The organism is Pseudoalteromonas sp. MEBiC 03607 (assembly GCF_004792295.1).
GTDB classification, from domain to species: Bacteria; Pseudomonadota; Gammaproteobacteria; order Enterobacterales; family Alteromonadaceae; genus Pseudoalteromonas; species Pseudoalteromonas lipolytica_C.
Map to the genome: position 1 here is coordinate 3,061,205 of NZ_SRRY01000001.1, position 18,973 is coordinate 3,080,177.

19 protein-coding genes are annotated in these 18,973 nt (G+C 41.9%); 13 read left to right on the forward strand and 6 right to left on the reverse strand.

Going from position 1 to position 18,973, the window contains the following annotated elements; translation table 11 throughout:
• Positions 1 to 166: 166 nt before the first annotated feature.
• The 5 genes from E5N72_RS13980 to E5N72_RS14000 all read left to right on the forward strand — a co-directional run bounded on the left by E5N72_RS13980 (position 167) and on the right by E5N72_RS14000 (position 6,928).
• Positions 167 to 2,305 (forward strand): M3 family metallopeptidase, encoded by a 2,139-nt coding sequence (locus tag E5N72_RS13980; protein ID WP_135925695.1) that lies wholly within the window; start codon positions 167 to 169, stop codon positions 2,303 to 2,305.
• 147 nt (positions 2,306 to 2,452) lie between these two features.
• Positions 2,453 to 3,880: an amidohydrolase family protein gene (locus E5N72_RS13985; RefSeq protein WP_135925696.1), complete on the forward strand. Its 1,428-nt coding sequence runs from the start codon at positions 2,453 to 2,455 to the stop codon at positions 3,878 to 3,880.
• 99 nt (positions 3,881 to 3,979) lie between these two features.
• Positions 3,980 to 4,834 carry a carboxylate/amino acid/amine transporter gene (locus tag E5N72_RS13990; protein WP_135925697.1) on the forward strand — a complete coding sequence of 285 codons (855 nt, stop codon included), beginning with the start codon at positions 3,980 to 3,982 and terminating at the stop codon, positions 4,832 to 4,834.
• A gap of 38 nt (positions 4,835 to 4,872) precedes the next feature.
• Positions 4,873 to 6,102, forward strand: coding sequence for a glycerophosphodiester phosphodiesterase family protein (locus tag E5N72_RS13995; RefSeq protein ID WP_135925698.1), 1,230 nt, complete (start codon positions 4,873 to 4,875; stop codon positions 6,100 to 6,102).
• Positions 6,103 to 6,190: 88 nt separating this feature from the next.
• Complete coding sequence (locus E5N72_RS14000) at positions 6,191 to 6,928, forward strand: dienelactone hydrolase family protein (RefSeq protein ID WP_135925699.1); 738 nt, start codon at positions 6,191 to 6,193, stop codon at positions 6,926 to 6,928.
• On the opposite strand, the gene E5N72_RS14005 is transcribed toward E5N72_RS14000, so the two are convergent.
• Positions 6,925 to 7,836: a LysR family transcriptional regulator gene (locus E5N72_RS14005; RefSeq protein WP_135925700.1), complete on the reverse strand. Its 912-nt coding sequence runs from the start codon at positions 7,834 to 7,836 to the stop codon at positions 6,925 to 6,927. The two genes, E5N72_RS14000 and E5N72_RS14005, sit on opposite strands and share 4 nt — an antisense overlap.
• A gap of 135 nt (positions 7,837 to 7,971) precedes the next feature.
• Here E5N72_RS14005 and E5N72_RS14010 point away from each other — a divergent pair, with 135 nt between their 5' ends.
• Positions 7,972 to 8,658 (forward strand): type 1 glutamine amidotransferase domain-containing protein, encoded by a 687-nt coding sequence (locus E5N72_RS14010; protein WP_135925701.1) that lies wholly within the window; start codon positions 7,972 to 7,974, stop codon positions 8,656 to 8,658.
• Positions 8,659 to 8,755: 97 nt separating this feature from the next.
• Entirely contained in the window at positions 8,756 to 9,346 is a 591-nt protein-coding gene (locus tag E5N72_RS14015) for a rhomboid family intramembrane serine protease (RefSeq protein WP_135925702.1), read from the forward strand.
• 11 nt (positions 9,347 to 9,357) lie between these two features.
• Here E5N72_RS14015 and E5N72_RS14020 read toward each other — a convergent pair whose 3' ends face one another.
• Positions 9,358 to 10,377 (reverse strand): endonuclease/exonuclease/phosphatase family protein, encoded by a 1,020-nt coding sequence (locus E5N72_RS14020; RefSeq protein ID WP_135925703.1) that lies wholly within the window; start codon positions 10,375 to 10,377, stop codon positions 9,358 to 9,360.
• Positions 10,374 to 10,760 (reverse strand): STAS/SEC14 domain-containing protein, encoded by a 387-nt coding sequence (locus E5N72_RS14025; protein WP_135925704.1) that lies wholly within the window; start codon positions 10,758 to 10,760, stop codon positions 10,374 to 10,376. Before E5N72_RS14025 ends, E5N72_RS14020 begins: the two co-directional genes overlap by 4 nt.
• Before the next feature lie 147 nt (positions 10,761 to 10,907).
• On the opposite strand from E5N72_RS14025, the gene yghU reads away from it, so the two are divergent.
• Together yghU and E5N72_RS14035 are read left to right on the forward strand one after the other, a co-directional pair.
• A complete protein-coding gene (gene yghU / locus E5N72_RS14030; protein WP_135925705.1) occupies positions 10,908 to 11,747 on the forward strand; it encodes a glutathione-dependent disulfide-bond oxidoreductase in 840 nt (279 codons plus the stop codon).
• Positions 11,748 to 11,782: 35 nt separating this feature from the next.
• On the forward strand, positions 11,783 to 13,081 hold the full coding sequence (locus E5N72_RS14035; protein WP_135925706.1) for an MFS transporter: 1,299 nt from the start codon (positions 11,783 to 11,785) through the stop codon (positions 13,079 to 13,081).
• A gap of 32 nt (positions 13,082 to 13,113) precedes the next feature.
• On the opposite strand, the gene E5N72_RS14040 is transcribed toward E5N72_RS14035, so the two are convergent.
• Positions 13,114 to 15,039, reverse strand: coding sequence for a S9 family peptidase (locus E5N72_RS14040; RefSeq protein ID WP_135925707.1), 1,926 nt, complete (start codon positions 15,037 to 15,039; stop codon positions 13,114 to 13,116).
• 185 nt (positions 15,040 to 15,224) lie between these two features.
• Here E5N72_RS14040 and E5N72_RS14045 point away from each other — a divergent pair, with 185 nt between their 5' ends.
• Complete coding sequence (locus E5N72_RS14045) at positions 15,225 to 15,824, forward strand: NAD(P)H-dependent oxidoreductase (protein WP_135925708.1); 600 nt, start codon at positions 15,225 to 15,227, stop codon at positions 15,822 to 15,824.
• A 43-nt stretch (positions 15,825 to 15,867) separates the two neighbouring features.
• On the opposite strand, the gene E5N72_RS14050 is transcribed toward E5N72_RS14045, so the two are convergent.
• Together E5N72_RS14050 and E5N72_RS14055 are read right to left on the reverse strand one after the other, a co-directional pair.
• Positions 15,868 to 16,335 carry a hypothetical protein gene (locus E5N72_RS14050; protein ID WP_135925709.1) on the reverse strand — a complete coding sequence of 156 codons (468 nt, stop codon included), beginning with the start codon at positions 16,333 to 16,335 and terminating at the stop codon, positions 15,868 to 15,870.
• Positions 16,332 to 16,619: an EF-hand domain-containing protein gene (locus tag E5N72_RS14055; RefSeq protein ID WP_135925710.1), complete on the reverse strand. Its 288-nt coding sequence runs from the start codon at positions 16,617 to 16,619 to the stop codon at positions 16,332 to 16,334. The genes E5N72_RS14050 and E5N72_RS14055 overlap by 4 nt, the downstream gene beginning before the upstream one ends.
• A gap of 169 nt (positions 16,620 to 16,788) precedes the next feature.
• Between E5N72_RS14055 and E5N72_RS14060 the strand changes: the two genes are divergently transcribed.
• From E5N72_RS14060 to E5N72_RS14070, 3 genes are all read left to right on the forward strand, one after another.
• The gene (locus tag E5N72_RS14060) at positions 16,789 to 18,285 is read left to right on the forward strand and encodes a deoxyribodipyrimidine photo-lyase (RefSeq protein WP_135925711.1); all 1,497 of its coding nucleotides are present in this window, start codon (positions 16,789 to 16,791) and stop codon (positions 18,283 to 18,285) included.
• The gene (locus E5N72_RS14065) at positions 18,275 to 18,427 is read left to right on the forward strand and encodes a DUF2256 domain-containing protein (protein ID WP_135925712.1); all 153 of its coding nucleotides are present in this window, start codon (positions 18,275 to 18,277) and stop codon (positions 18,425 to 18,427) included. The genes E5N72_RS14060 and E5N72_RS14065 overlap by 11 nt, the downstream gene beginning before the upstream one ends.
• Positions 18,428 to 18,515: 88 nt before the next feature.
• On the forward strand, positions 18,516 to 18,944 hold the full coding sequence (locus E5N72_RS14070; protein ID WP_135925713.1) for an OsmC family protein: 429 nt from the start codon (positions 18,516 to 18,518) through the stop codon (positions 18,942 to 18,944).
• Positions 18,945 to 18,973: the final 29 nt, after the last annotated feature.

The window sequence follows — 18,973 nt, forward strand, 5'->3', positions numbered from 1 at the left end:
TTTCAATTTAAGCTAGCCATCACCTTTATTTGATGGCTTTTTAAACACTTTATCCCTGAATCACTCTTTTTTGCGGCATACTTACCTATTAAAGCGACAAACTTGCTTCTTTCTACTTATAAATTTGATAAGTTAGAGAAGATTTATCCACATTTTTGGAGCTCTCATGCGTAAAACCTTAGTAGCAACCACCATTGCTAGTGTTCTTTTATTATCTGCTTGTAGTTCACAACAAGCTGACACTCAAACTCAAGTTGAAACAGCCGCTGAAACACAAACAGCCAATGTTGAAAATATTCTTTTTAAGCCAAGCCCTTTACAGTACATGGCACCAGAGTTTGATAAGCTTTCGACTAAAGACTATGAGCCAGCGTTTGAAGCAGGGATCGCACAACAAAAAGCTGAAATTGCAAAGATTGCAAATAACCCAGAGCCAGCAACATTCGAAAATACCCTTGTTGCAATGGAATACTCGGGTGAATTATTAGACCGCGCTTCTGCGGCATTTTTTAATTTATCGGGTTTAATCTCTGACAGTGAGTACCAACGTATCGCCGCGAAAATGGCGCCGATTATGTCAGCTCACACTGATGACATTTACTTAAACAAAGCTTTATTTGCTCGCGTACAAAGCATTTACGACAACAAATCGTCACTAAATGCTGAAGATCAACGCCTTGTTGATTACTACTACAAAAAATTCGTTAACGCGGGTGCAAAACTAACTGAAGCTGAAAAAGCAAAAATGCGTGAAATAAACGCAGAGCTTGCCAAGCTTTCAACGATGTTTTCACAAAACATCTTAAAATCATTTAAAGAAGATGTGATTTTAGTTAAAGATAAAAGCGAGTTAGCAGGTTTATCTGAAGGCGAAATCGCAAGCCTTGCAGCAGCAGCCAAAAAAGCAGGTAAAGAAGGCTACATGATCACACTAGTGAACACGACTCGCCAACCTATCTTACAAAGCCTTGAAAACCGCAAGCTACGTGAAAAAATTTGGACTACATCTGCAACGCGTGCCCAAGCGACAAATGGCCCTATTATCATTAAAGAAACCAAGTTACGTGCAGAAAAAGCAGCATTACTTGGCTATAAAGATTGGGCTTCATATGTGATGACTAACCGTATGGCACAAACAACTGAAAACGTTTACGGCATTCTTGATGATTTAGCGCCAAAAGCGGTTGCTAAAGCAGAAGCAGAAGCAGAACAAATCCAGCAAGTAATCAAAAAATCAGGTGAAACGTTTGCACTACAGCCATGGGACTGGGCGTTTTATGCTGAAAAAGTTCGTCAACAGAAGTACGACTTAGACCCAGCTTTAGTTAAGCCTTATTTTGAAATGCAGTCAGTGATCCATGACGGCCTATTCTTTGCGATGAATAAACTTTATGGCATTACGTTCAAAGAGCGTAAAGATCTGCCTGTTTATCACGAAGACGTGATGGTGTTTGAAGTATTCAATGAAGACGGTAGCGCTATCGGCCTGTTCTATATGGACCCTTATGCACGTGAAGGTAAACGAGGTGGTGCATGGATGAGCGCCTATGTTAGCCAAAGCGGTTTAAAAGGCACCAAGCCTGTGATCTACAACGCACAGAACATTCCTAAGCCAGCTGAAGGTCAACCAACACTCATGACTTTCTCTGAAGTAACAACGATGTTCCATGAATTTGGTCATGCTGTACACGGTTTATTCTCTGATGTTAAATACCCAAGCTTAGCGGGTACAGCGACTGCACGTGACTTTGTTGAATTCCCTTCACAAGCAAACGAAGACTGGAATATTGAACCGACAGTACTTGCAAACTACGCCAAGCACTACAAAACAGGTGAGCCAATTCCAAAAGAGTTACTTGCAAAAGTACTTGAGTCACAAAAGTTCAACCAAGGCTTCGATACTACTGAGTACTTAGCGGCGGCACTGCTTGATATGGAATGGCACTCATTTGGTGTTGATGCTGATATCACTGACGTACAAAAGTTTGAACATGATGCATTAGACAAGCACGGTATCGCGTACTACCCAGTACCACCACGTTATAAGTCTTGCTACTTTAGCCACACTTTTGCTGGGGGTTACTCAGCTGGTTACTACGCTTATCTTTGGACTGAAGTATTCGCAGCAGATGCGTTTGCACACATGACTGAACAAGGTGGTTTAACACGCGAAAATGGTGACAATTTCCGTAAAGAGATTTTATCTAAAGGTAACAGCCGCGACTTAATGCAAAGCTATATTGAGTTCCGTGGTCAAAAACCAACTACAGACGCACTATTAAAGCGTCGTGGTTTAGTTGAATAATCACACCGTTATTTAAAGTATGAGGGGAAACCCTCATACTTTTTAGTTATTAATTTAATTTTCACCCCGCTTTTATTCCTATTCACCTCAAAGCAATTGTCAGTTAACTCGTTTTTGCTAATCTCAAAGAAAAACACGAGTTCACTCATGAAAAACGCTTTACTTTTAGGACTTTGCTCAGCTTTAGCTGCATGTTCATCAACCCCAGATGAGCGCGCCGATATCGTGATAGAAAACGCCCAAATTATTGATATGCAAACTGGGGCTATCACAGCAAAGCAATCACTTGCCATTCGCGATGGGATCATCATCAAACGTAGTGATAAACCTTTAAGTAGCCAATATCAAAGCTCAACATTTATTGATGCAAAAGGTCAGTATGTAATGCCAGGTTTATGGGATATGCATGTCCATTTTGGCGGTGGTGATGAGCTTATTGAAGAGAATAAACAGCTACTGCCACTGTATTTAGCCTATGGCGTAACAACCGTTCGTGATGCTGCGGCTGATTTGAGTGAATCTGTACTTAGCTGGCGTGAACAAGTAAAACAAGGTCAGTTAGTGGGCCCAACTATTTTTACCTCTGGTCCGAAATTAGAAGGTAAAGGGTCTATTTGGCCCGGTGATTTAGAAGTAGAAACAACCGCAGAAATGCATGCTGCAATGGATCTGTTAGACAGCATGGACGTCGATTTTATCAAAATTACCGACAGCGCTTTAACGCCTGAGCTTTATCTTAAGGCAGTAAAAGAGGTTAAAAAACGGGGTTACCAAATTTCAGGTCATATCCCATTTTCGTTGTCTGTAACTGATGTTTCTAAGGCGGGTCTTGATGCGATTGAGCATATGACCTATATGCTTAAAGCTGCAGCTAAAAACGAAGCAGATATTTCCGCAAAGGTTGCCTCAAAAGAGCTAAGTTATCGCACTGCACTGCCCATTATCACCGCGCAGTTTGATGAACCAACAGCCATTGATAAATTTACAGTTCTTGCCAACAATAACACCGCCGTGGTGCCGACCTTGATTGGTGGCAAAATAACGGCTTACATTGATGAAGACAATCATCAAGACGATGCCTATTTAGATTATTTAGGTAAAGGTTTAAAAGCAACTTATCAGTGGCGAGTTGATAGAGCTAACAAAGACACCCCTGCACAAATCAAACAGCGCAAAGAGCGTTTTATTAAAACCGCCCAGTTACTCCCTATCGCCCAACAAGCAGGTGTGAGCATTATTGCAGGCACAGATGCGGGCTTTTTAAATTCGTATATTTATCCGGGGCTTTCTTTGCACCAAGAACTGAGTATTTTTACTGAATATGGCCTAACACCACTGCAAACACTGCAAGCTGCAACTCTGGCGGGGCCTAAGTTTTTAAATAAACAACAGCAATACGGTGCCCTTACCGAAGGCAAAGTAGCCGATCTCATTTTACTTTCAGAAAACCCACTTATTGATATTCGTAACACACAAACACTAAAGGGTGTTGTCTCGCACAGCACGTTTTACGATAGCAACGCACTCGAGCTATTAAAGCAACAAGCAAAAGCCTTTGTTGCCAGCCAACCCTAACCCCCCCATTGCCCATGACCGCGTATTATCCGTCATGGGCAATTTTAATTTTCAGCCATCTCATATACACTGCCCTTTTTTGCACATAATTCGAATAACATGACCTACTTATTTGCTGTAACCCTGCTTTGGGCCTTTTCGTTTAGTCTTATTGGTGTTTATTTAGCAGGCCAAGTGGATGCATGGTTTAGTGTGTTAATGCGCATTGGCTTGGCAACTTGCGTGTTTTTGCCCTTTTTACACTGGCGTAAAACCCCTAAAGCCTTAGCACTAAAGCTCATGGCAATAGGCGCAGTACAACTTGGTGTGATGTACAGCTTTTATTACCATTCGTTTTTGTACCTTAGCGTGCCCGAGGTACTGCTATTCACGGTAATGACGCCACTTTACATCACTTTGTTAAACGATTTGCTTGAAAAGCGTTTTAATGCCAAGTTTTTATTCGCCGCAATGCTAGCTATTTTAGGTGCCGTTGCTATTCGCTATGAAGGCGTCGATGAAAACTATCTCATTGGTATGTTAATGGTGCAGGCTGCTAATATTTGCTTTGCTACCGGTCAAGTAACTTACAAACGTTTAATGCAAGATGAGCAACTCCACCACTCTCGGGTGTTTGCTTGGTTCTTCATTGGCGCTTTAATTGTCGCACTAATTTGTTACGGCTTATTTGGTGATACCAGTAAGCTGCCCACCACTACTACACAATGGGGCGTGTTAATTTACTTAGGCACGATTGCTTCAGGGCTTGGTTATTTCGCTTGGAATAAGGGCGCGACCATCGTCAATGTAGGTGCGCTGGCAGTAATGAATAATCTACTGATCCCAGCAGGGATCATCGTTAACATTGTTATTTGGAACCGTGATGCTGATATCATCAAGCTTGCCATTGGCGCAGCGATTATCTTATTAGCACTTATTATAAATCAGAAACTTAATAAAACTGCCATGGAGTAATGATAGGCTAAACTCTATTAGATTAGAGGAATGCTGTTATGCGCGCACTGGTTTTATGTTGTTTAGTTTTCATTATTCAAGGTTGTAAGAGTCTGCCTGAGGAGCAGGCAGTGCAAGTTGGCGCTAGGCCTTACTATTTAATCGACAATATGCCTGATGGGCCTTTAAAGCAGCAACTTGCGGCATGCGGTAATGGCCCTTTTTACAAAACTGATTTTGTCATTGGTCATCGCGGCGCCCCCATGCAGTTTCCTGAGCACAGCAAAGAGTCATATTTAGCTGCTGCAAGAATGGGCGCTGGCGTACTTGAATGTGACGTCGCCTTTACAAAAGACAAACAACTCGTGTGTCGTCATTCACAGTGTGATTTACACACTACTACCAACATTTTAGCGATTCCTGAGCTCGCAGCAAAATGCAGCCAACCTTTTACTCCGGCCAAAGACGGCCAACCAGCTCAGGCTAAATGCTGCACCAGCGATATCACCCAAGCTGAGTTTTTAACCCTAAAAGCTAAAATGGATGGCGCCAATACAAGTGCCAAAACGGTCGCAGAATATATACAAGGCACACCAAGCTGGCGCACTGATTTATACGCAAACAGTGGCACCGTAATGACCCACCAGCAAAGCATTGAGTTATTTAAATCACTAGGTGTAAAAATGACGCCCGAGCTAAAAAGCCCAGAAGTCAGCATGCCATTTAACGGTTTTAGCCAGCAAGATTATGCGCAAAAAATGCTTGATGAGTATCGAGCTTTAGGTGTGAATAGCCAAGATGTTTATCCGCAATCATTTAATCTTGAAGATGTGAAGTATTGGCTAAACAATCACCCTGAATTTGCAAACAACAGTATTTATCTTGATGGCAGAGATGAGCAAGCACACTTTAATGCCATGGATGAAACAACTTGGCAGCCATCAATGCAGGCTCTGTATAACGATGGAGTACGCATTATCGCACCGCCAATGTGGATGCTTTTAAGCCTTGATGAGTCAGGTAAAATTGTGCCTTCACTTTATGCTATTAAAGCTAAACAAGCCGGGCTGAACATCATTACTTGGAGTTTAGAGCGCTCTGGTCCATTAGATAATGGCGGGGGTTATTATTACCAGTCAATTGCCAGCGTGATTAAACAAGATGGACAAATGATGAATGTAATAGACGTCCTTGCTAAGCAAGTGGGTGTGATGGCCATTTTCTCTGACTGGCCTGCTACTCTTACCTATTACGCAAGCTGTATGCAGTACCCTGCCTCAAAAAATTAGCTGAGCATCAATAAATTTCAAGGGCTTTGACTCGTCCAAAAGGTGGGGCTGAGGTATTATTAGCTAAACCGATTTTACAAGGATTAACATGATTATTCAGCACCATAGCCACGACATAGCGACCAACACAGGCGCAATGCGCACCAGCATTTATCGTCCTGTAGAAGAAGGTAAATACCCGTGTGTTATTTTCTATTCTGAGATCTTCCAAGAAACAGCGCCGATTGCGCGCTCTGCTGCAATACTTGCTGGTCATGGCTTTGTCGTATTAGTGCCAGAAGTTTTTCATGAGTTAAATCCTATTGGAACGGTACTTGCCTACGATGATGCAGGTAAAGACAAAGGCAATGCCGACAAATGGGCAAAACCGCTTGAGAGCCATGACTCAGATACTGACGCTTTAATTGCATTTGCGCGTCAGCAAGATTACTGCACAGGAAATGTAGGTGCCATGGGCGTATGTATTGGTGGTCACCTCGCGTACCGCGCTGCATTAAACCCAAGTATCAAGGCCGCTTTTTGTTTATACGCGACAGATATACACAGCGATACCTTGCCTGCACAAGCGGGTAATAACTCGTTTGAGCGCATGGCAGATATTAAAGGTGAAATTCATTTTATTTGGGGTAAACAAGACCCACATGTACCAAAAGAAGGCCGCCTTAAAATTTACCAACAAGCGGTGGCAACAGGAATTAATTACCAGTGGCAAGAGGTTAACGCCCAACATGCCTTTATGCGCGACGAAGGCGACCGATACGACCCAGCCCTTGCCATCAGCATGTATCAACAAGCCGTTGCTTTATTTAACCGCACGCTTGTTTAAATCGTCATAGTAGCTACTTGATTAGTAAAATAATCCTTCAAGTAATCAAGTAAAACCCGCAGCTTTTTACTTCCCGCCGCCCCTGGCGGGAATACGCCATAAAGTTCAATATCTGCGGTTTTGTAATCATCTAAGATTGTCCGTAACAATCCCGCTTTGATCCTTGGCAGTGCATCATAAACAGGGATCTTCGCTAAACCATGCCCAGCTTCAACAAAAGCTGTTCGCGCAGCAGCATTATTGGTACTTATGCCACCACTAACAGGCACCTCATAGCGGCGTTTATCTTTTTCGAGTGTGACAATGGCACTACTTGGTTGATACACCACCCACGTATGCTCAGCTAAATCGGCAATGCTCTTTGGTATAGGGTATTTTGTAAAGTAATCGACTGAGCCACATATGCAGGTCGCCAGACTTGCAAACTTAGTGGCTTGTAGATTTGAGCTCTCAAGGGCTACGCCTCTAATCGCTAAGTCATAGCCCTCTTTGATGATATCAACCACATCATCACTGAGCTGTAAATCGATATCAATTTTTGGATACAAACGCTTAAACTGAGCCAGTGCCGGTACCACAAGTTGTAAGCCAACATTCACCGGACAACTCAATTTAATAACCCCAACGGGCTCACTCTTTAAGTTTTCAAGATGTAAGTTAGCAGCCTCAGCATGCTCAGTGATAGCCTGACAACGTTCGTAATAAGCCATCCCTGCTTCGGTGAGGGTCATGGTGCGCGTTGAGCGATTAAGTAACGTCAGCTTTAATTGCTGTTCTAATTTCTTTAAGTGGTAACTGACAACGGCCCTTGATAAACCAAGTTGTTGAGCCGCTTTAGTTAAGCTGCCTTGCTGCACAATATGGGCAAACACCACCATGCTTTTTAATTGCTCAAACGATACTTTCATACAAACTCCTAATCTAACCTGAATAATTGTATCAATTATTAAACCAATGAAGTCAAATTTATCTGCGTTGTTTAACTCGATTTTCACCCCTATAGTGTTATTAACGATGTTTAATAAGCAAAAAAGGGATTCACTATGTCAGCTAAGAAAATTTTAATGGTACTTACTTCACACGATGAGCTTGGCGATACCGGCCATAAAACGGGCTTTTGGGTTGAAGAATTTGCCGCGCCCTACTACGCCTTTATTGATGCTGGTGCAGAGGTAACTTTAGCCTCTGTTAAAGGTGGCCAACCTCCGATTGATCCAAACAGTGCGGCACCTGATGCTGCAACTGATGCCACAAAACGCTTTGATCAAGACAGCGCAGCACAGACCTTAATGGCTAATACAAAACCTCTGGCTGACGTAAAAGCCAGTGATTACGATGCGGTGTTTTACCCAGGCGGCCATGGTCCGCTGTGGGATTTAGTTGATAACCAAGATTCGATCAATTTAATTGAGCAATTTCTTAATTCAGATAAGCCAGTGGGTGCAGTGTGTCACGCCAGTGCAGTATTACTTAATGCGAAAAATGCAGCTGGTAAATCTGTAGTGTTTGATAAAAAAGTAACTGGCTTTAGTAACTCAGAAGAAGACGCCGTACAACTTACCAATGTAGTGCCATTACTTGTTGAAGATGAGTTAATTAAACAAGGTGGTCAGTATCAAAAAACCGATGATTGGGGCGAGCTTGCGATTGAAGATGGCCTACTAATCACAGGGCAAAACCCAGCAAGTTCAGAGCTTGCTGCGAAAAAACTACTTACCAAATTAGGTTAACCCAAGCCTTTAGTAAACACCTTGCTTAGCAGGGTGTTTACCTTCACTTTTAATAAGTTATACTCGTTCGGTCACCTTGATTTAAGAGCTTCTCATCATGACTGAAAAAAAAGCTGTCAAACTTCCTCCTATCAGTAGTAAGCGATTCGCCATTTTAGGCATTATGCTGGTGTGCTTGGTACTGCAAATAATTAATACCCTACCCGGCATCAATTTGAATGGTTTAGGGATTTTACCAAGGCAAATGTCAGGTCTATCAGGGGTGTTTTTTGCGCCATTTTTACATGGTGGTTGGGCGCACCTTTTTAGTAACCTAGTGCCTTTTGCTATTCTTGCATGGCTAGTTTGCCAATTTAGCGTAAAACGCTTTTGGCTGGTGTTTGCAGGCACAGCGCTTATTGGTGGGTTATTAGTATGGCTATTTGGTCGCAGCAACATTCATGTTGGACTAAGTGGTGTTATATACGGTTTATGGGGCTACTTAATTAGCTACGGCATTATGCACCGCTCATTCAAAGCCATTTTAATCAGTATTGCGGTTGTTGTGTTATACAGCGGCCTAATTTGGGGTGTATTCCCGCAGCGCATCCATATTTCATTCGAAAGCCATTTATTCGGCGCAATTAGCGGCGCATTCATCGGCTATATTATGGCAAAACGTGATAAACATAAGAATCTGAAGCTTTAAACTTAAAGCTTCTAGCTTCTCAGCTTCATTGTCACCATCACAACGCCATGGTCGGTGCTTTGATCATCATAGGCAAATTGCGGGTTGATCAAGTGCTGATCGTAGGTGTGATAATCCACCACTTCAAAAAAACTGCTCTGAAACCCAGCATCAAACTCACGGGATAACAAAATATAATCAAACACTGAGCTGCTACTGCCAAAATAGTGGGTTGCTTCTCTATTATTTTCGATTACAACATGGCGCTGATACAGTTGCCAACTATCTTGTAGTTTAAACTCTGAACGAGATGGGCTATTTTGCCTATGACCGCTAAAGCGAAGATGATCAGCTATTAGGTGGTTAAGCACGCCATCGTGTAACTCATTATTAAAATCCCCCATTACAATCACCGGGTTATTGCTGTGCGCTCTGCGTTTAATAATTTCAACGAGTAACAATACGGCTTCACTGCCACGCTGTATGCTGGATGCCCAGCGTCCAAGAGCTTGTGATTTTAACTGCATAACTAAGTTTTGCTGTTCACTGTGGCTTTCATCATCCTGATGATGGAGCATGCTGCGCTTTGATTTAAAGTGCACCACATAGCAATCGACGTGCCCTAAGTGAGGCACTTCAAGTGTCGCGCGAATAATGCGGCGACTAAAGTTGAAATTAGCGCTTAAGCCCATGGCTAAAGCATCATCTTGCTCTGCCTCAACCTGACTTACATCGACAATTTTATAGCGTGAGGCAATCGCGACAACTGGATCGCGATAAATAAAGTCATCAATGACAGTCGGCTCATCAACTACTGCAAAATAGGGGTAACCCTCTGCGTTAACTTGTTGTTTCAGTTCATTGATACTGAACACTTCTTGAAAGCCAATAATGTCTGGCTGCTGATTTTTAAGGTAATCGGCCAACCAGCGCTGCTTTTTGGCCCATTGCTCAGCACTATAAATACGCTGAAAATCATAAAATGCGTCAGGTGGCGCTAAATAATTATATAAATTAAATGTTGCGACCTTTAATTGATTATAGTCTGTCACTTATGTCCTTGTTCATATAGCCATTCGCGAGCGATTGTTGCATCTTCAAAATACTTAACTTCGCCACTGGTAAACCAATTACCAACTTTACTAGCAACTTGTTGCCATTTTTTATTACCCAGTACCGCAATGCGACAAAACTCTTTGTTATGTTTTAAGCCAAATTTAAAATCATCCCACGCCGCTTGTAATTCCCATCCTTCAAGCTCTGTTATATCTACAAACACTCTCATTTTGACCCGAGGCACCGAAGCAAGTGCATTATCAACCAGTGGCGTTAAGGTCGAATAATCGTCGTGAGTCAATTTACCCACCACTTTTAAGGTAAGGTAAAAGGTAGTGCCTGTTCGCTCTAAACCAATAGCTAAGCCATGCTTTTTCATAACAGCCTCCTGAAAATTATTTAAACTTAACAAGTTAACAATATCGACATAATACTATTTTATAACTCTACTTCCCTTGCTTAGGTTGATCAACTAGGATGGTAATCTCGTAATAACATTCATTAAAGCACAATTTAGGGAGTTTCAATGAGTAATACCGACAGTTATACGCCACCTAAAGTGTGGCAATGGGATGCAGAAAACGGTGGTGAATGGGCTAAGACTAATCGCCCGGTCTCAGGTGCGACCCACGAACAAGACTTGCCCGTTGGTAAACACAACCTTCAACTCTACTCACTTGCAACACCGAATGGTCAAAAAGTCACAATTATGCTCGAAGAGCTATTAGAGCTAGGTATTGATGAAGCCGACTACGATGCATTTTTAATTAAGATCGGCGATGGTGATCAATTCTCTTCTGGGTTTGTTAGTGTAAATCCTAATTCAAAAATTCCAGCCTTAATGGATCACAGTACTACACCTGTTACTCGCGTGTTTGAGTCAGGGGCTATTTTACAGTACTTAGCAGAGAAGTTTGATGCACTGATCCCAAGCGATCATACTAGTAAAACAGAATGTCGCAATTGGTTGTTTTGGCAAATGGGTTCTGCCCCCTACTTAGGCGGTGGTTTTGGCCATTTTTATAGCTATGCACCTTATAAAATGCAGTATCCGATTGACCGCTTCACAATGGAAGTTAAACGTCAGTTAGACGTGTTAAACCGTCACCTAAGTGACCATGATTATATGGCGGGCAGTGAATACTCAATTGCCGACATTGCTATTTGGCCTTGGTATGGCAGCCTAGTGCTTGGCTATTTATATGATGCAGCTGAGTTTTTAGATGTCGAGTCATATAGTCATGTAATACGCTGGGCAAAACAAATCGAACGTCGCCCTGCCGTAAAACGTGGTCGCCGAGTAAACCGCACATGGGGTGATGAAGCTGAACAATTAGCTGAACGCCACTCTAAAGATGATTTTTAAGGGCTTAACGGCCCTTTTTCATAAATACTAACTATATGAAAAAACTCAGCAAAGAAGACATATACCAACGCCTTAGTAACACCGAAGATGCCCGTGCCTGCAAAGCAATTGATGAGGCGGCTTGTAAAGTCGTACCCGGCAATTTTATTACCTTATTAGTTAGCCAACTATTTAGTAAGTTTGCCGATGCCTTGTTAAACCCAAAGGTAACCCTGCCTTGGCTGTTACAAAGCATTAATGTGCCGAGCAGTTTTATTGCTTGGCTTGTGCCTATTCGTGAGTCAGGTTCTATGTTGCCACAGCTGGCGATAGCAAGTGCCATTCGTAAGCTGCCCGTCAGAAAGTGGGTGTGGGTAATTGGCGCGATTGTGCAGGCTTTGTGTATTGTGGGCATGTTGGTTTGTGCTTTAACGCTGCAAGGTACAAACGCTGGGTTTGCTATTATTGCTCTTTTGATTGTTTTTAGCCTAGCTCGCGGCTTTAACTCTATTGCTGCAAAAGATGTATTAGGTAAGGTTATTCCTAAACAACAGCGCGGAGGTATAAGTGGTCTTGCTGCCAGCTTTGCCGGATTTGCAACACTCACCTTCGGTCTTGGTTTGTGGTATCTACAAAGTCTTGGTTATGAGAATGGAGTGTATATTGCACTGATGCTAGCAGTGCTTATGTGGGTTTTCGCAGCGCTTAGTTACAGTCGTATTAAAGAATACAAAGGCGCAACAGAAGGCGCTGAAAACGGCTTGCTACATGCTCTTAAAAAACTAAAACTGCTTTACCAAGACAAGCAATTTGCACATTTTATAATTACTCGTGCATTGTTATTGTGCTCGGCCTTGAGCGCCCCTTTTTACATCGTACTTGCCAGTGAGCAAGCTTTCGACTTTTCATTGCTTGCTACGTTTATGGCGCTATCAGGACTAGCAAACTTAGTATCCGCTCCTATTTGGGGTAGGCTCAGTGATTTATCTAGTCGCCGCGTTTTAGTGCTTGCTGCGATACTCGTTACTTTTAATGGCTTTGCTGTTTATTTGGTTGCTTACTTAAGCCCATCCACTCTCAATGAGTTTTGGTTATTACCACTGTGTTATTTTTTACTCACTGTAGCTCATCAAGGAGTACGCCTTGGCCGTAAAACCTACCTTGTTGATATGGCAGAAGGTAACAAGCGTACAGACTATGTCTCTGTTAGTAATACAGTGATCGGGGTTGTCTTACTGTTACTTGGCAGCGTTGGCTTACTAAATGCGTACTTAAGCACCGCCGAGCTTATATTATTTTATAGCCTTTTAGGCTTGGTAGGCGCTATTAGTGCTTGGTTTTTACCAGAAACTTAATTCAAAAAGGCGACCGAAGTCGCCTTTTCTCTTCAGTTTTTCAAATTCTTATCGAAGAACTCTAAAAACGCTTTCAATGTTTTAATTCGATACGGCTGATGCGACAAGTAGTGGTCACCATCTTCAAGCTCAATATAGGTTACGTCTTTGCCTTCGTCTTTAAGCTCATCTTCCATTTCTCGGCTATGATAAACAGGCACCACGTTATCATCAGAACCATGAACGAGTAACACTGGGCGATTAATTTGTTTTGCAAAATTAACTGGCGAGACCTTTTCTAATTTATCGCCATCAGTACCAAATTGCTTACGCACAATTTCTTTATTGGTGAAATATCGTGCCTTACTAACAATACGCTCAAGATCTGTGACACCAGCAAAGCTGGCCGCACATTTGAATGTTTCAGGGTGCTTAACCACCGCCATTAGTGCGGCATAACCACCATAACTTGCTCCACCAATACAGATTTTATCTTTATTTGCGATACCTTCACCAACAAGCCAATTCGCGGCATCTTGCAAGTCATCTTGCATTTCTTTACCAAAACCTTGTACAGCAGCCATTTCAAATTCATGACCATAACCACTTGAACCACGAAAGTTTGGTTGTAGCACTGCATAACCATTATAGGCAAGCAACGCAGTCCAGTAGTCAAAGTCTGCGTAATCTCGAGCCATTGGGCCGCCATGTGGGAACACAATGGTAGGCAATTTATCACCTTTTTTATAACCCACAGGTAAGGTTAAATACCCTTCAATAGTTAAACCATCACGGGCTTTATAACTGATTTTCTTTTTACCGCTGTAAACTGTGTCATCAATATCCGGAAATGCCGATACAAATACTGTTAACTCGTTCGTATCACGGTTACCTAACATATAGGTGCCGGGGATTTGCTCACCTGTAACCAAAACCACATATTGACGTTGATCTTTGCTGGTATCAATAATATCAATATCAAACTTATCTGCTGGCAGTACAGCGCGTAAGCCATTATAAAGGTTGCTTAAATCTTCATCCCAGTAATGGATCCCCTCATCAAGCTGTGAGTGAGTAAACCCTGCGACTTCACCAGTTAAAGGTGAATAGAATATATGACCGTCGAAGTCAGAGTTATCATCGCTAAACACTAACTCTTTTTTCATGGTCGTTAGGTTCATTTTATAAAGCGCATCGTAGCCATCTTTAAGTGCTTTGTAATAAATAATATTAGGGTCTTTATCAAAGCCCAAAACACTTACTACATCAGGGCTAAATGCTTTATATTTGAATAATGTTTTACGTTTATCTCTATCTTCGTCATATAGAATATATTCAAATTCGTCTTCATCCATTTTAAGGGCAATACGTACATTGCCTTGGCGGTCAATAATCCAATCGGTAACTTTGTTGAATGAACGCTGCACTTTCTTTTTACGAAGTGTATATAAATCAAGTTCATACACACCTGGCGCATTAGCAAAATCAAAGTCACCTTGCACTAAGATTTTGTCTTTTTTACTCGGTAAAAAACTGATGACCTGATCGCCAAATTGCGGTTGCCGCTTGTCACGATTAAAGTCTGCTTCATTGGCTGGTCTAACTTTGCCTTTATCGTTAATGTTATAAGCATACATAAAAGTTGTTGAATATTTTGGGCCACCAAATTGACGTTGGATACGGCGTGCACCTATCAACAAAACTTCATCATTCGCCCACTCATACCAATCAAAGAAAATAGTGTGGTTATCTGAGCGGATCAGAGAGTTGACTTCTTCTGTTTTACGGTTATAAACCGTTAACACCAACTCTCCATTTACATTTCGAATAAACGATAGATGACTACCATTTGGTGAGAATTTTACTTGGCTAAAAGCCCGTAAAGAGGCGAATGATTCTACAGGGAGTTGCGTGTTTTCAGCAGCACGGGGCATTAAGCTTAGTACCGCAAATAGTGAAAGCAGTAAGTACTTCATCATAAAGTCCATTTCATTTTTTACTGTTCCTAAATAATAACATTAAAAGAAAATAAAAGACTATGTAAGAAATTTCACCTCTGACAATCATTCGTTTAAAACGAACAAAGTACTCGATTAAAAGCATTATTAATTTATTTTTTGCTAATTATAATGACTGCACAAATTCAGTTTTCTTAGGTGACATGATGAAAAAAGTACTTGTGTTAAATTCATCTTTAAATGGTGAACAAGGTAATTCAACCAAGCTTAGCCAACAATTTGTTGAGCAGCTTGCTAACAACCAACAAATTTCAGTAACAACTCGCGATTTAAGCGACAATGCCATTGCTCACTTAACGCAGACAGAAATGGCTGCCTGGATGACTGATGCAAACGAACGCAATGATGAACAAAAAGCACTTGCTGCAATATCTGATGATTTAATCGCTGAACTTAACGACAACGAGTTAATCGTTATTGGTATGCCAATGTATAACTTTGGTATTCCTTCGACATTTAAAGCTTGGATTGATCGTATTGCCCGTGCAGGTATTACCTTTAAGTACACTGAGCAAGGCCCTGTAGGTTTAGTTGAAGGCAAAAAAGTAGTGGTACTTGCAGCGCGTGGTGGTATCTATCAAGGCACCGACATGGATACACAAACTAAATACTTAAAAGATGTACTTGGTTTTGTGGGTATGACTGACGTTCACTTTATTTATGCTGAGGGCCTAGCGATGCCAGACGCAGAGCAAAGTCTAGAAGCAGCGAAAAACGAAATCAACACGTTTGCTGCAGCACTATAATCAGCAAAGTATAAAAAAGCGGTCATCATGACCGCTTTGTGATTTACGCTGTGACCGATAACAGCGAATCACCTTCAGATAAAGCAAACTTTTCTTGCACAGAGGCTAGAATCGCTTCTTTATCTTCTTCTCCCAGTTGATCAGAATATTGCGCTAACAACTCATCTAAATAACTGACAACCTCTTCAGTATCAACCTGCTCTAGTGAGTTACCACTTGGCGGCGGCGGTGGTGGACAAGGCGGGCGTTCACCTTCAGGACGACCTAATTCACCGACTTCAGCGGCATCAAAGCCAGCTTCAGCCATAATTGCTTCCATTTCTTGACCAGGTTGAATACCTGCGTCCATAAATGTTTGCATAATGGATTGTGCATCTTCTGCAGTTAAGTTTTCAGGATCAAACTGAGCTAAGGTTTCATTCATTAACTCTGTTTGTTCACTGGTTAACGGCTCTGCTTGCGGTCGTTGCATGGGCTGAAAATTCGCACTCGATGAAACACTGTTGATCATCGTTGATTTTCCTTACGTTTTGGTGGTTTATGTTTGTTGAACTCGTCTTCAGTTACTTCACCATTTTGATCAGCATCCATGTCATTAAAAATGGTTTGCAGCATATCTTCTGGCATAGGCTGCTCACTAAACTCAGTAAAACCAATCACCCCATTGCCATCAATGTCAATCGTCGTAAAGTCAGGTCGTGGAGGTGGACCGCCTTGATGGTCGCGAGCAAAGCAAGCGGGCGCTGTGGCTAACAACGAAATAGCTAAAACAGAAAGTGCAGATAAATGCTTCATAGCGAACCTCTTATGTCATTCAATTGACCGTAAGCATAATCTGAATGTCAACCAAAAGTGTGTGGGTAATATGCAACAAATGTGGAAACTTTGTGGATTGCGTTAGCAATTAATCGAAGTTGTAACTTGTTACGTATGAAAAGCAAAACAATTTTCCAACACAACGATTATGGCAAGCTCAAATAAGCAAAAAGTGAATCTTGTTTGGTTCAAACGTGACCTAAGACTTTCTGATCATCAACCACTTGCCAATGCGATTGCATCAGACCTGCCCTGCATACTGATTTATAACTTTGAGCCACTGTTGCTCGAAGATCCCCATTACAGCTTAAGGCACTGGCGTTTTGTTGCTCAGTCACTTAAAGACATCAACCAACAACTCGAAAAATACAACGCTGAAATCGCCATTTATAATCAACAGATGATTACATTGCTAGAAACACTCAATGACGAGTTTGAAATTGCTGGAGTTTATAGTCATGAAGAAATTGGGCTTTACAACACTTTCGAGCGAGATAAACAAGTAAAACTCTGGCTAAATAATAAAGCTATTCCATGGCATGAAACGCCATTAGGAGGAGTAAAACGAGCACGACCAAAACAGTTTGATTGGCAAACTCATTGGCACGAGGTGATGAACCAACCTCTCGTAAAACCAAATTGGCAAGCTTTTAAAGCCGTACTACCTAATAATTATCAAGCAGCAGAGTGTTTTGACGATTTTCTAAACCACGATCCTCAGTTTCAATATGGCGGCCCTCATGCAGCAAGAGCCTGTCTTAAAAGCTTTATAGAACAGCGAGCTAAAGGCTACCAAAGCGGTATTTCAAGCCCATCAAAAAGTAGAGATTCATGCTCAAGACTCTCTCCATATTTAGCATGGGGGAATTTAAGCCTAAGACAGGTTTATCAAACATTGAGATACTACCTACCAAAACAACCTAAAAGTTGGCGACGTTCATTGCATGCCTTTGAGTCTCGATTACATTGGCATTGCCATTTTATGCAAAAGTTTGAAACTCAATGCAGCATGGAGTTTGCTCCGCAAAACACAGGCTACCAGCACTACCCTTATCGCGATGATGATCACCTTGATGAGCACCTAAATCGCTTTGAGCAAGGCCAAACAGGCATTCCTATTATTGATGCCTGTATGCGCTGCCTCAAAGCAACTGGTTACATTAATTTTAGAATGCGCGCTATGTTAGTCAGCTTTATGACCCACCATATGAACATTCACTGGCATCCTGTTAGTTTAATTTTATCGCGTTATTTTTTAGATTTTGAACCGGGAATTCATTACCCACAAATCCAAATGCAAGCATCGGTCACAGGAACCAACATCATTCGTTTATATAACCCAATAAAGCAATCTGAAGATAAAGACCCAGATGGCATATTTATTAAAACATGGTGTCCTGAGCTTAAAGAGCTGCCTGTAGAAGATATCCACCAGCCATGGCAACTGCCGCCAATGGAAGCTTTGTTTAATAACTTTAAACTAGGCGAAGACTACCCCGAGCCTATGGTCGATATAGAAAAGGCTGCCAAGCAAGCACGTGAGCGATTATGGTCATTCCGAGAACGTGATGATGTAAAACGCGGCACAAAAGCCGTACTGCGTAAGCATGTGATTAGCCTAAAAAGGCAACGTCATGGCACATAAAAAACTTAATTTACCCAGCAAAACCTGTCCCGTATGTGACAGGCCATTTGTGTGGCGTAAGAAGTGGCAACGAGACTGGCAGCATGTTAAATATTGCTCTGAGCGTTGCAAGCGCGAAGCGAAAAGAAATATTGGCGTTTAAGTTGCAACTATATCGTTAACTCACACTTTTCGGCACGAAACCCTGAAAGCTTTTCACGGTCGCCGAAAAATTTACAAAGGAGATGACGATGACGATTAAAAAATCTGCACATACAAGTTGGTCTGGTGATATTAAATCTGGCAAAGGCTACATTTCTAGTGAAAGCGGTGCACTTGATAAACAGCCATTTGGCTTTAACACCCGCTTTGAAGGCAAACCGGGCACTAACCCCGAAGAACTTATTGCTGCTGCTCATAGTGGTTGTTTTAGTATGGCGCTGTCGCTGGCACTAACCGAAGCAGACTTTGTGGCTGACGACATAACCACCAAAGCAACCGTTAGCCTAGATGAGGTTGACGATGGCTTCGAAGTGAGCCACATTGCACTTGATGTTAGTGCGAAAATAAATGATATTTCGACTGAAAAATTTGAGCAACTTTGCGAGCAAACCAAGCAAGGCTGCCCTATTTCAAAACTCATGAATGCTGAGATATCACTCACCACAAAGCTTAATTAATCCCGTTCGGCCAAGCACTGCTTGGCCTT

Bases quoted from the DNA above. Each gene is read 5' to 3' on its own strand.
- E5N72_RS13980 (WP_135925695.1), top strand. From the start codon at position 167: ATGCGTAAAACCTTAGTAGCAACCACCATTGCTAGTGTTCTTTTATTA.
- E5N72_RS13985 (WP_135925696.1), top strand. From the start codon at position 2,453: ATGAAAAACGCTTTACTTTTAGGACTTTGCTCAGCTTTAGCTGCATGT.
- E5N72_RS13990 (WP_135925697.1), top strand. From the start codon at position 3,980: ATGACCTACTTATTTGCTGTAACCCTGCTTTGGGCCTTTTCGTTTAGT.
- E5N72_RS13995 (WP_135925698.1), top strand. From the start codon at position 4,873: ATGCGCGCACTGGTTTTATGTTGTTTAGTTTTCATTATTCAAGGTTGT.
- E5N72_RS14000 (WP_135925699.1), top strand. From the start codon at position 6,191: ATGATTATTCAGCACCATAGCCACGACATAGCGACCAACACAGGCGCA.
- E5N72_RS14005 (WP_135925700.1), bottom strand. From the start codon at position 7,836: ATGAAAGTATCGTTTGAGCAATTAAAAAGCATGGTGGTGTTTGCCCAT.
- E5N72_RS14010 (WP_135925701.1), top strand. From the start codon at position 7,972: ATGTCAGCTAAGAAAATTTTAATGGTACTTACTTCACACGATGAGCTT.
- E5N72_RS14015 (WP_135925702.1), top strand. From the start codon at position 8,756: ATGACTGAAAAAAAAGCTGTCAAACTTCCTCCTATCAGTAGTAAGCGA.
- E5N72_RS14025 (WP_135925704.1), bottom strand. From the start codon at position 10,760: ATGAAAAAGCATGGCTTAGCTATTGGTTTAGAGCGAACAGGCACTACC.
- yghU (WP_135925705.1), top strand. From the start codon at position 10,908: ATGAGTAATACCGACAGTTATACGCCACCTAAAGTGTGGCAATGGGAT.
- E5N72_RS14035 (WP_135925706.1), top strand. From the start codon at position 11,783: ATGAAAAAACTCAGCAAAGAAGACATATACCAACGCCTTAGTAACACC.
- E5N72_RS14040 (WP_135925707.1), bottom strand. From the start codon at position 15,039: ATGATGAAGTACTTACTGCTTTCACTATTTGCGGTACTAAGCTTAATG.
- E5N72_RS14045 (WP_135925708.1), top strand. From the start codon at position 15,225: ATGAAAAAAGTACTTGTGTTAAATTCATCTTTAAATGGTGAACAAGGT.
- E5N72_RS14050 (WP_135925709.1), bottom strand. From the start codon at position 16,335: ATGATCAACAGTGTTTCATCGAGTGCGAATTTTCAGCCCATGCAACGA.
- E5N72_RS14055 (WP_135925710.1), bottom strand. From the start codon at position 16,619: ATGAAGCATTTATCTGCACTTTCTGTTTTAGCTATTTCGTTGTTAGCC.
- E5N72_RS14060 (WP_135925711.1), top strand. From the start codon at position 16,789: ATGGCAAGCTCAAATAAGCAAAAAGTGAATCTTGTTTGGTTCAAACGT.
- E5N72_RS14065 (WP_135925712.1), top strand. From the start codon at position 18,275: ATGGCACATAAAAAACTTAATTTACCCAGCAAAACCTGTCCCGTATGT.
- E5N72_RS14070 (WP_135925713.1), top strand. From the start codon at position 18,516: ATGACGATTAAAAAATCTGCACATACAAGTTGGTCTGGTGATATTAAA.